We start from the raw sequence: 11,932 nt of genomic DNA, 5'->3' as shown, positions 1-11,932 counted from the left end.
CCCCCTGAGGAGGAAGAATTCAATGAGAATTCAATGGTCACTAATTGCGGGTCTAATCTTCGCGCTGCTAACCGCCATATTCGCAGTCATTAACGTTGATCCCGTTCAAGTCAATTTCGGTTTTGATGTGGTTAATATACCACTTATACTCGTTATTCTTGGCTGCGCGTTAATTGGCGGAATCATCGTGGGCTCTTACGGCATTTTTCGTCAATACAAACTACAAAAGCAAATTAAAAGCTTAACTGCTGAGCTTACCAAGCTTCGTGATGCCGACACTTCACTGGATTCTTTTAACACAGACAATGATGGCTTAACAGGAGGGCTTAACTAATGATTACCATTCAACCTAATGAAGACTACATACTTTCCATCCTAAAAAAATTACTCGACACCCCCAGCCCAAGCGGTTTCACCGCACAGGTAATGACACTAGTTGCTGAAGAAGCAGCTGCGCTGAACGTACCTTTAAGCTGGAATGAAAAAGGCGGCGTAATTCTTAACGTCCCTGGCTTAGATCCCTCTCGTACTATTGGCATCAGCGCTCACGTGGATACACTTGGTGCTATGGTCCGCTCGATTAAAGCTAATGGTACACTGCGTCTGACCTCTGTAGGTGGCTTCGCCATGCACAGCATTGAGAATGAATACTGCACGATCCATACCCGTAGCGGCAAAACTTATACAGGAACCATCTTAACCAGTCATCCATCTGTTCACGTATATCCAGACGCCCGTGACTTTAAACGATCAGAGGAGAACATGGAAGTACGTATTGATGAGCAGGTATCTTCTAAAGAAGACGTACTCAAGCTTGGCATTTCCGTCGGAGATTTCATTTCTTTCGATGCACGTGCAGTGATTACGCCTAGCGGCTACATTAAATCCCGTCATTTAGATGACAAAGCAAGCGTGGCTGCCCTTCTCGGATTGCTGGAAAGTATTAAACGTGAAGGCTGGAAACCTCTCCACAACCTTTCTTTCCTCATCTCTAACTACGAGGAAGTGGGACATGGTACAGCTTGGATTCCTGGTGAAATCAATGAAATGATTGCCGTCGATATGGGCGCCATGGGTGATGATCTCAGCTGTAAAGAAACCGATGTATCCATCTGTGCAAAAGACTCTTCCGGCCCTTACGATTATGTTATGACAGGCCGTTTGATTGAACTGGCAGAAGCACTCGCAATTCCTTATGCCGTTGATATTTATCCTATGTACGGCTCCGATGCTTCCGCAGCGCTCAGAGGCGGAAACAATATCCGTGCAGCATTGATTGGCCCAGGTGTACATGCCTCCCACTCCATGGAACGTACGCATAAGCAAGCTGTAGTGAACACTGCTAAGCTTCTCGCTGCTTATGTGGGGACAAACTGAGGGTAGCTCTGGCAAGCTGAACCAGCTCTGGAGGCGCAGACAGGGACTTATCGTCTCACTTCTGGTGTTATTGATAGTGGGGTTAGCGCTATCGTTGTTTCTAGTATTTAGAAATCACAAGGAAGATCCCTTTAAAGGTCTTCCTCACGCCTATAGCTTTTTGGAAACAGTGAGTACAGATAACGTTCAGCTCTATATGATGTCACTTTCACCTGAAGATATTAAGCTCAAGGCCGCGGGTGTCCCTTTACGGCAAGTTAATGCATATGGGATTAATGGTGGTTTTTTCTATCAAGATGCGCTTTTATCCATGGCTATCATGAATGATACTCCAGTCAACGGAGCTCAGAAAGGTTATGGGTCTGGCTGGTTCAATGCTAAATATGCACGTGGAACCCTTGTCTGGGATGGTGCCACAAGTAGCTTCTCCGTACAGGTTGTCTCTTCTGGAGAAGAATTGAAGATTACTGATCGCCAGCATTATTTTGCGCAAGGTGGCATTAGTATGAATCTGGGGCACGAAGACTTATGGGAAGCGGCAGTAGCTGAAGAGCATCTTCCTTACGCTGATGAGAAACGCCTGCGCTCAGGCATGGTGTATGACAACACAGGAAAGCTCTGGCTGATTGTTACCCCAACGCTCTCAACAGCGGCAGAGTTCCGCTCAGCGATCCTCCAGACAGTTCCTGCTAAGGGTCCGGAGGGCATCTTCTTGGACGGAGATGGCTCTTCCCAGATGAATGCGAAGGAAATCATTGTACCCGGCGATTCTCGGTCTGTAGTACAAATGATTGCTGTGGACGGAACGAAATAAATAAGTAGAAAAATAAAAGAGTAGAATTCTCCAATTAGTGGAGGACCCTACTCTTTTTTTTGTTTATTGGTGGTTCACTTGTTCTTCAACAGACACTGCCGGAATTTCCGGTGGTCATCACTTTCGGCTGGTGCTTACGGACCCAGAAGGCGTTATTCGCAAATTATTAGCCTTTGGAGCATTCTTTCGGACCCAAGCGACGTTATTCACGCAAAAAAGGAACGTATTGGGTGCTTTTAGTGTCAATAGCGACTGTGGTGTCCGTTAACATTCCAAATGGGTTATAATGCTGCGTTTAAGGTCAGCTGTGTCCGGGTAGTGATTTGTAAGAATCACTGTGATTTAAAAGCCGGCCTCAATCCCAGACTTGCTCCAGCTTATCTGAATAATAAGAAATGGCCTTACTGTAACTTCTTATCCCTTCATCCGCAGAGGTTTCTGCCAACAGCTTAAGCAGCAGCTCCATCGCTTGACTATGCTCTCCAAGATTGTGCAAGGTCATGGCTAGGAACGCCGGAAATTCCTTATTCTCCGGGTACTCCTGAACAGCCTGCATCAGAAGACCTTTTGACTTCTCGTATTCTCCGAGTGTCCGGTAGGTGCTGCCCAGTCCCAATAGAGCGCCAACTCTCTGCTCAGAAGGTAATCCTAACGCCAAGCTTTTCTCATAAAAGGGTACTGCCACCCGCTCCAAACCCAGCACATCATGCGTCCAGGCCAATTGATATAAAAGTTCAGCGTCCCCAGCATTCTGCTCATATAGCTCAAACAGCATCATTTTGGCTTCTTCCGCTTTACCAGCGTTGCGTAGGGCTACAGCAGCTTTAAGTTTATCTTCCACACAGAGCCCTCCCCTATTTTCATTCAAAGCCATCCAACGGGTTTAAGCCTTACCAGCGATTTTCTCCGCAAGCTCGTTCAGATAGGTCCAGCGTTCCATAAGACGCTCCAGCTCTGCTTCGGCTAGGCGTTGCTCCTCTACTAGCTCCTGCAGCCTTCCAGAGTCAGCAAAAGCCGCCTCCATCTGTACACTAATATCCGTCAAACGTTGCTCTGCAAGCTCAATTTGCTCATCAATGCCCTCATATTCACGCTGTTCCTTGAAGCTGAATTTGAGTTTTGTTTTGGGAGCCGTTGAAGCTGCAGGGTTGCTGGCAGTGTCCGCGGCCTCTTTTTGCTTTGAGCTTCCTTCTTTGTTCGGTTCTCCAATGCGTGACGGTACATTTTTGGCCAGCCATTCTTCATATTCCGTATAATCGCCAACGTGAATCCGGATATCGCCATTTTCAAAAGCAATCAGCTTATCTATCGTACGGTCCAAGAAATAACGGTCATGGGATACGGTAAAGACGACACCCGGAAATTCATCCAGATAATCTTCCAAAACAGCCAATGTGCCGATATCCAAATCGTTCGTAGGTTCATCCAAAAGCAATACGTTAGGAGCTCCCATCAATACACGAAGCAGATACAAGCGTCTTTTTTCGCCCCCGGACAGCTTGGAGATCGGTGTCCATTGCATCGCAGGAGGGAACAAGAAGCGTTCCAGCATTTGACCAGCCGTAATCACACTGCCGTCTGCTGTCCGTATCACTTCTGCTTCTTCCTTCACGTATTCAATGGCACGCATACTGTCATCCATATCCTGATGCTCTTGTGTAAAGTAACCAAGCTTAACCGTAGCGCCAAGCTGAACTTCACCTTTATCGGGTTGCAGCTGACCTGCAATCATATTTAAGAGTGTTGATTTGCCGCTGCCGTTCGGGCCGACGATGCCCACTCTATCCTGGGGTACAGCGATATAGCTGAGATCTTTGATTAGCTGACGACCATCCAACGCTTTCGACAGGTCATTAATTTCAATGATCTTGCGACCTAAACGTGTAGAAGCCACAGAGATATCCAATGAACCGTTCGAGCTGCTTCCCGTACTCTCTTTCAGCTTCTCAAAGCGGTCGATTCTTGCCTTCTGTTTTGTTGAACGGGCTTTGGCACCGCGACGAATCCAAGCCAGCTCTGTACGCAACAGATTCTTACGCTTCTGTTCGGCAGAGGCTTCTCGTTCTTCTCGATCGGCTTTAAGCTCTAGAAACCGTGAATAGTTAGCTTCATAACGATAAAGCTGGCCACCATCCAGCTCTAGCATGACACTAGCCACACGCTCCAGGAAGTAACGATCATGCGTCACCATCAAAAGAGCGCCGCGCCGTTTCTGCAAATATTGCTCCAACCAAGCCACGGAATCCGTATCAATATGATTGGTAGGCTCATCAAGAATCAGCAGTTCAGAGGGGGTAATCAGTGCAGCTGCCAGAGCCACACGTTTACGTTGTCCACCAGAAAGTGTGTCCATTAACGCATCAAACTTTAAGATGCCTAGCTTGGTAAGCACGCTTTTGGCTTCACTCTCCAAATGCCATGTTCCCGCAGCGTCGATCGCCTGCCCAATCTTTACTAGTTTTCCTTCCAGTTCAGCATTACCAGGCTGCTGTTCAAGCTGGGACATAGTCTCCATATACTCACGCATGGTAGCAAGGTCTGGATCATCCCCGGCGAACACTTGCTGCAAAACTGTATTCATAGGATCATAAGGAGGATTCTGCGCCAAATATTGTACTCTTACATTATTCCCGATGGCAATTTGTCCACCATCCGGAGTATCCAGACCGGCAATAATCCGTAAAAAGGTTGATTTACCCGTTCCATTCACACCGATCAAGCCAATTTTATCCCGATCGTCCATACCAAATGAAGCGTCGCTAAAGAGTACTTTCTCGCCATAACTCTTGGAAAGATGTTCCACGGTCATAATATTCATGCTATTTCCTCGCTTGCCTTATATTTTCATAAAACCGGCCCGCATCTAACCAATGCTATTTATCCGGTCTATCATCCTATCCAAAATTCAGGTGATCATGGCCCCTCTAATAAAAAGACCAGCAGCGAAATCAGCGCGTTTATACGCGTCCTCCTCCGTAAAAGACGGATCAAATAAAATATCCATCTTCAAACGATCCAGCATCCCTATGTAGGACTGTGCCATAAGCTCAGGCTCGGATGCTCCACCTTCTAATAATACCTTGACCACATCTTGCATGTATTGCTCCATAAATTGAGTCATATACGCCACTAATTCAGGATTATTGTTAGGGGCACGGAAAAAGAGCTTCGTATGCCGCTTGCGTTCATAATAATAATTCAAGTGATGTTTAGCAATGATCGACAGTTTACTGGCCAAAGTATCACTAGCCTTCAGCCTTTCCTGTAATTGCAGGAGAAACCCCTCACAATCGCGGCGCGTCACTGCCATGAATAAATCTTCCTTGCTCTTGAAGTATAAATAAACGGTGCCCTTTGCTATCCCGGCTTGCTCCGCCACTTCCGACATCTTCGTTTCGTAAAATCCACCTGAACCGAAGAGCTCGTATGCGGCATCCAGAATAGCAGTATGTTTTTGATTGGATGCGCTACTCATCGGTCCCTCCCCAAACTGTGCCGTTCAAAGCTTAAATTCAAATGCTAAATGATCATGCTCAGCAGTAAGGCTGCCGCACCTCCTAGGATAGAGCTGATGGCATTGACTGCGTCATTGCTCATCCACTTCCAGCCTCTTGCGTGTACAGCTGGAGCCCCACAATGCTGTGAGCCTTCCACTTCGCGGCCGCATACGGTACAGCGGTTCATCTGCTGCACGGTTGCACCAAGGATAGAGTCGGCAAAGGCGCCGACTAATCCTCCGGCAAGTCCTGCTAGGGTAAGCAGCACGAAAGAGTGATCCGGCATGCCGGATATCATACGCAGCAGCCAAGCTGACGCACCGATGAGTGCGCCTCCTGCTGCTGCCGCCAGCGTACCCAAGCTGGATACACCGCCCGAAGCTCCGGCAGGAAGAACTTTACCCGTAAGGACAGAACGAGGCGGTTTCTTGCTCAGTGTTCCGATCTCCGTAGCCCATGTATCCGAGGTTACTGTAGCCATTACACCAATAAATAGGAACCCCCATAGCTCATTCGGGAAGATCGCATTCAGAAAAACCAGAACCATGCCAAGTCCACCGTTAGCAAAGACCTGCCCGGCATCGCGGCGGCCCGTCTTAGCATACGTCAGCTCTAATTCTGCTTTATTATCATGATGAAGTTTGGACAGCAGGCTTGAAGTGATGAAGAAAATCAGCAATATCCCAAACCAAAAAGCATTTCCGGCACCAAAATAAATAGTGCCCATCACTACCGCGGCAATCATGCCAGAGAGACTTAAAGACTGCTTCCAATATGCCGCTCCCGCAACAATCAAAGCGCCTAAAGCGCCAATAACCCACTGCATAGATTCATCTCCAACAGATCTATTAACCGATCAGGCAAGTCCCCATCAGCTTGTCGCCCCAGTACAGCTCGAAAGCGTCGCCAGCTACAGTAGGACCCACGCCTGCCGGAGTACCTGTAAATATCACATCGTCTTTCCCTAGCCCGTAGCGCTCGGCGATAAAATCAACAATTTTTTGAAGTGAAAAAATCATGTTTTTAACATTGCCGCGTTGTACTTCCACCCCATTTTTCACCACTGTAAAATCAGTTCCCTCCAGCTCTTCCTTATCTGGAAACGCTATGTAAGGGGTGAGTGGTGCGGCATTTTTAAAGCCTTTAGCTGGCGTCCACGGCAAACCTTTCTTCTGCAGATCATTATGCACATCACGCAGCGTGAAATCCAGTCCCAGTGCCATTACATCTACCAGATCCTCCACGCTCATGCCTGGTGTATAATCACGTGCAATACGCAGTACAAGTTCACCTTCATAATGAATCTGACCCGCATCCTTTGGCAGCTTAATTACTGCTTTATCGAGGGAAACAGCCGCATGTGAGGGCTTCATGAAGATGAGCGGCTCCACGGGCACATTGTTACCCAATTCCTCCGCGTGTAGCTTGTAGTTGCGTCCAACACAATATAAATTATTAACAGCAGCGCACATAAACAGTCAGCTCTCTTTCCCATCGAATTGGATTATTTATACCTTCAGAAAGGTGTCGCCCCATATATCCGGGCGGTTTGTACAGATCATTATATCAGAATGCATGTCGGCTAAGCGACGCATCTCTTTCGCTTTGTTCACAGTCCAAGCCATAATTTCCACCCCACGCTCGGACAAAAGCTTAGCCAGTCTAGGATTCAGCCGCGAGAAGCTAATCGAAAGTAAAGAGCAATCCAGTTCATGCAGCCTGCGTGCAGGATTGCCAAATCTGGAATCAAAGATCAATCCGGTGCGAAAACGGGGATCAATTTCCTTGACTTTTTTTAATGCTCCAGTATCAAAAGAGGTCAAGATCACGTCGTCCCGCATACCTTTTGCAGAAATAAGATCCGTCACCGTCTTCTCAATGCCAGGATACATATCTCCCACTGTTTTCAGTTCAATATTCAGATGCAATCTTCCGGAGGCTAGTGACAGCACCTCTTCCAAAGAAGGCACCCGCTCGCCCTGAAAAGAACGCCCTTTCCAGCTCCCCGCATCCAGACGCCGGATATGTTCCCAGTCCATGTTCTTCACCTTGCCATGACCATTGGTCGTCCGGTCTAACGTATAATCATGAATGACAACAGGAACGCCGTCTTTGGAGAGCTGGACATCAATTTCCATCCAGTGCACATAGGGCATGGCAATCGCCATCCGAATGGCTGCCAATGTATTCTCTGGAGCTTTACCGGAAAACCCTCGATGGGCTACACACAAATTGTTCATCATAAGGACCTCCCAGGAACCCTATTTGGTAACTTGAGTGACTTTACCGTCGCTACCGATCTTTACCCGTCCTGCGGATAGAGCTTCTACTCTTTTTAACAAAAGCTTTCCATCCACTTCGTTCATCGGCACAGGCTGTGCTAGCTCGGCTTTCATAGGCTTCAGCTTTAAGGAGCATTGACCTTTTACACTACATTCCGCCTGAAAAACCGCAGTTTCCCAAGTGGCAGGCACTGTAGATCTCGTAAAAATAAAATTCCCGGTGCTGTAGGCAATCCATTTGCCCTTGTATGGCTCCACGCCTTGCAGCACATGTGGATGGCCGCCAATGACAAGATCGGCTCCTGCATCGATAAAGCTATGGCCCAGCGACTGTTGCGTTTTATCATATTGTTCTACCCGTTCTTTACCCCAATGGACCACTACGACCACCAAATCGGCTTTCTTTTTGGCTGCAGCAATAGCCTTCAGTCCTTCTGCACTATCGTATACGGAGGCAAGTCCCGGCTTATTTTTCCCTGCCATCCAATCCGACGCAGGAATCACCCGGGTGAATCCCAGCAAAGCGATCTTAATGCCCTTACGTTCAAAATATTGCGCCGAATATGCTTCTTTACTGTTAAGCCCCGCACCCACATAAGGAATTCCTCTTTCAGCAAGGTGGTTAAGGGTATCCCGCAAGCCTTGCTCTCCTTGATCAAGCGTGTGATTATTCGCCATATTTACTGCGTCCACACCCGCTGTCTTAAGCGCATCCAGAGCGAGTGGTGATCCTTTGAATACAAATTGCTTATTAGTGGCACTTACGCCACCTGTGGTCACTGGAGTTTCCAGATTCAAGATCGTAAGATCATCTTTCTTGAACAGACCCTCCAATGCGGCATACGAATAATCATAACCTTTCTTCTCCAGCAGTTCTCCAGCTTTCCCGGAAAATATAACATCTCCACCAAAATTCAAAGTTACCGTCTTACCAGACGCGTTATCATCTGACGGCAGACCAGACACTACATCATTATTTGCTGCTTCCGAGCTGTCCTCATCCTTCGCAGGGGTCGCTGTCGCTTCAGGAGCTTGTGTTTCAATGATCTCTTCGGGCTCCTTCTGCGGTGTAGGCGTTGGCTCTGGAGTTGCCGTAGGAGAAGGGCTTGGCGTCTCTGTAGCTTCAGGCGTTGCAACTGCAACCACCGGAGGTGCTGTCTGAGGCTGATCACTACTCTCTGGTATAGGCGTAGCTGTCGCTTCTGCTACCGGAGGCGGTGAGGCGCTTTTCTTGTCAGGGTCATTCGTAAAGCTATAAGTCAATAACACGGTAATCATCAAAAGAAGACCTGCATTGATCCAAGCCCAGGCCGTTCTGCGCTTGCGTTTGCTCTTATGTTTGTTCTTTTGTCTAGAACGCGATCGCGGCGGATACATGGTTTCTGTGATCTCCTCTACTCTCAAATTGTTTTTATTATAGCATATCTATCACAGCACCCTACAAATAAGAGAGTCGATAAAAATAGAAAATTTTACTAACTAAAGAAAAACAGTGAAGCGCCTCATGCTTCGCTTCACTGTTTTATTTAGTCATCGTACTCACATTTCATTCATTAGCTGTTTAGCAACGCTTTCCGCAATAAGCTTGGACTGCTTGATGCAATCCGGCATTGCTATGCCATTAAATCCGGCGCCAATGACATACACACCAGGAAGCGAAGCCGCTAATTCTTTGCGGAATTCGGTAATATTATCAAGATGTCCTATAGGATACTGCGGCATGGAATGCTCTAAGCGGGTGATTTCCGTAAATATTGGATTCGCAGTAATGCCCATGATCTCTCGCAAATCTTTAAGCACAAGCTCCGTCAAAGCCTCATCAGGCAGCTGAACATTCTGTTCATCACCAGAACGACCCACATAACAGCGCAAAAGCACCTTATCATCAGGAGCCGTATGCGGCCATTTCGTAGATGTCCATGTGCAGGCAGTAATATTCCGCCCTTCTTTACGAGGCACAAAAAAACCTGATCCATCATATTCGTTAACAATATCCTTTTTGTTAAAAGCCATGACTAGATTCGCTACTGAAACATAATCCACCGCTTCCAGCGCCGTAACCTCCATATGGGGACGAAGTAAGTCAGCAGCCGTAAAATTAGGCGTAGTGATATATACATCATCCGCAAGCAACCGTTCGCCATTCTCCAGCTCTACCTCATAAATAGAAGGACTCCCAACAGCCTGAATAGAAACTACGTTAGATTCCGTCCGTTGTTCTACATCATGCAGCTCATAAATCAGACTATGCACGAGACTTTGCAGCCCTTTGCGGAACGTCAAGAAGGTACTCTGTGTAGTACCTTTCTGTGCCTTTTTATTCTTTCGCCCTGTGCGCATTCCACGAATAAGGCTGCCATACTGTTGTTCTAATTGTCCAAATTGCGGAAAAGTAGCATGCAGGCTAATTTTTTGTATATCTCCGGCGTACATGCCAGAGAGGAGCGGCTCGGTTAAGTTCTCCAGCACTTCAGACCCTAGACGGCGCTCAATAAGCTCACCAAGCGATTCGTCTTCATCATTACGCCGCGGAGGAAGAATAAAATCCATCATCGCACGTATTTTGCCCCCAAACGAAACTAACCCACTTGATAAAAAAGGTTTCAGTTCGGTAGGGATACCGAGTACAAGACCGGTTGGCAGAGGATTAAGCTTGTCCCGCTGCAAGATATATCGCTTCTTAGCAAGAGGGTTAGTGGATACCAGCTCGTGATCCAATTCCAATTCCTTAGCCAGCTCGCACATCTCCGCCCTTTCCGCCAGAAATGAATCCGGTCCCTTTTCAATCACAAAACCATCGCGATGTAAGGTTTCAATCTTTCCACCGAGGTTTTTCTCTTTCTCAAGCAAGACAATATCAGGCTTAATACCCGCTTCTTTATAAAATTTACGAATATAAAAGGCGGCGCTGAGTCCGCTCAGCCCTCCGCCTATGATAACAATTTTTCTTGTGGGGCCAATCATGATTGAGCGGCCTTCATCTGCTCCAGTCGTTTACGAATTACATCGCTCAATACAGACATATATGCGGGATCACTATTCAGTGAGTCAATCCGCATAAGACGCATATCAAGCTCTGCAGCTACGGCTGTTGCCTCAATATCGAGATCGTACAGTACCTCTAAATGATCGGATACGAATCCGATAGGGGCCACCAATACGTATTCCACCTGTTCTTTACTAAGCTGTTGCAGCGTGTCCAGAATATCTGGACCAAGCCACGGTTCAGCTGTGCGGCCAGCACTTTGCCAAGTAAACTGCCAGTTGGTTACGCCTGCTTGAGCTGCAATTGCCTGCGAAGTTTCCAGCAGCTGATCCCGATATGGATCACCCATAGCCAGAATACGTTCTGGAAGACTATGAGCGCTGAATAATACGCGAATCTCATCACGGGTCGCGCCTGCTTCAATATATTGATCCAGCTTCGCCGACACTCTTTGGCTTAACACATCGATCAATTCAGGATGCATATGGTAACTCTCTACAAAACCCATGTCAATCTTGCATGCATCAGCCTTTTCCTGCGCACGCTTGATGTAGCTCCCTACACTCATACTGGAATAGTGTGGCGCCAAAACAATACCCACTGCTTGAGTAATGCCATCCTTCGCCATAGCCTCCACGCCGTCCTCAATAAAGGGACTGGCATGCTTCAAGCCTTGATAGCAGACAAATTCAACATCTGCTCCCGCTTTATCCGCATTTAATGCTGCTTGTAAAGCTTCTACTTGCCGGTCTGTATTCTCCCGCAGTGGGAATACCCCCCCGACGATTGCTTCATAACGGTCGGTTAACTCTTTAAGCTGCTCCGCTGTTGGCGGATTCCCCCGTCTAATATGCGTGTAATAAGCTTTAACATCTTCTAGGCTCTTAGGAGTGCCATACGACATGACGAGAACACCTATTTTTACTGTCACGGATTCCGTCCCCTTTACAATTTAATAGCGTGGAACATATAAATT

12 protein-coding genes are annotated in these 11,932 nt (G+C 47.3%); 3 read left to right on the top strand and 9 right to left on the bottom strand.

Annotated elements, in window-relative coordinates; translation table 11 throughout:
• The first annotated feature begins 22 nt into the window (after window positions 1–22).
• The 3 genes from MHI51_RS10710 to MHI51_RS10700 all read left to right on the top strand — a co-directional run bounded on the left by MHI51_RS10710 (window position 23) and on the right by MHI51_RS10700 (window position 2,191).
• Window positions 23–334: a lipopolysaccharide assembly LapA domain-containing protein gene (locus tag MHI51_RS10710; protein ID WP_042126298.1), complete on the top strand. Its 312-nt coding sequence runs from the start codon at window positions 23–25 to the stop codon at window positions 332–334.
• Between the two features lie 2 nt (window positions 335–336).
• Window positions 337–1,377, top strand: coding sequence for a M42 family metallopeptidase (locus tag MHI51_RS10705; protein WP_405174053.1), 1,041 nt, complete (start codon window positions 337–339; stop codon window positions 1,375–1,377).
• Between the two features lie 76 nt (window positions 1,378–1,453).
• Window positions 1,454–2,191, top strand: coding sequence for a hypothetical protein (locus MHI51_RS10700; RefSeq protein ID WP_405173850.1), 738 nt, complete (start codon window positions 1,454–1,456; stop codon window positions 2,189–2,191).
• Window positions 2,192–2,546: 355 nt separating this feature from the next.
• Here MHI51_RS10700 and MHI51_RS10695 read toward each other — a convergent pair whose 3' ends face one another.
• The 9 genes from MHI51_RS10695 to hemH form a co-directional block, all read right to left on the bottom strand.
• Complete coding sequence (locus MHI51_RS10695; protein ID WP_256718961.1) at window positions 2,547–3,032, bottom strand: tetratricopeptide repeat protein; 486 nt, start codon at window positions 3,030–3,032, stop codon at window positions 2,547–2,549.
• 42 nt (window positions 3,033–3,074) lie between these two features.
• Complete coding sequence (locus MHI51_RS10690; protein ID WP_036689259.1) at window positions 3,075–5,009, bottom strand: ABC-F family ATP-binding cassette domain-containing protein; 1,935 nt, start codon at window positions 5,007–5,009, stop codon at window positions 3,075–3,077.
• 87 nt (window positions 5,010–5,096) lie between these two features.
• Entirely contained in the window at window positions 5,097–5,666 is a 570-nt protein-coding gene (locus MHI51_RS10685) for a TetR/AcrR family transcriptional regulator (RefSeq protein WP_076218388.1), read from the bottom strand.
• A 44-nt stretch (window positions 5,667–5,710) separates the two neighbouring features.
• The gene (locus MHI51_RS10680) at window positions 5,711–6,514 is read right to left on the bottom strand and encodes a DUF92 domain-containing protein (protein WP_076184351.1); all 804 of its coding nucleotides are present in this window, start codon (window positions 6,512–6,514) and stop codon (window positions 5,711–5,713) included.
• A 22-nt stretch (window positions 6,515–6,536) separates the two neighbouring features.
• A complete protein-coding gene (locus MHI51_RS10675; RefSeq protein WP_036689251.1) occupies window positions 6,537–7,160 on the bottom strand; it encodes a fumarylacetoacetate hydrolase family protein in 624 nt (207 codons plus the stop codon).
• Window positions 7,161–7,196: 36 nt separating this feature from the next.
• Window positions 7,197–7,928: a glycerophosphodiester phosphodiesterase gene (locus MHI51_RS10670; protein WP_405174052.1), complete on the bottom strand. Its 732-nt coding sequence runs from the start codon at window positions 7,926–7,928 to the stop codon at window positions 7,197–7,199.
• 21 nt (window positions 7,929–7,949) lie between these two features.
• On the bottom strand, window positions 7,950–9,347 hold the full coding sequence (locus MHI51_RS10665) for a CapA family protein (protein WP_076276352.1): 1,398 nt from the start codon (window positions 9,345–9,347) through the stop codon (window positions 7,950–7,952).
• A gap of 162 nt (window positions 9,348–9,509) precedes the next feature.
• Entirely contained in the window at window positions 9,510–10,934 is a 1,425-nt protein-coding gene (gene hemG / locus MHI51_RS10660; RefSeq protein ID WP_405173849.1) for a protoporphyrinogen oxidase, read from the bottom strand.
• A complete protein-coding gene (gene hemH, locus MHI51_RS10655) occupies window positions 10,931–11,887 on the bottom strand; it encodes a ferrochelatase (protein ID WP_076125099.1) in 957 nt (318 codons plus the stop codon). Before hemH ends, hemG begins: the two co-directional genes overlap by 4 nt.
• Between the last annotated feature and the right edge of the window lie 45 nt (window positions 11,888–11,932).

Source organism: Paenibacillus sp. FSL H8-0260, assembly GCF_045040625.1.
Taxonomy (GTDB): domain Bacteria; phylum Bacillota; class Bacilli; order Paenibacillales; family Paenibacillaceae; genus Paenibacillus_AQ; species Paenibacillus_AQ odorifer.
The sequence above is the reverse complement of the archived record's forward strand: the minus strand, read 5'-3'. Positions and strand labels throughout refer to the sequence as shown.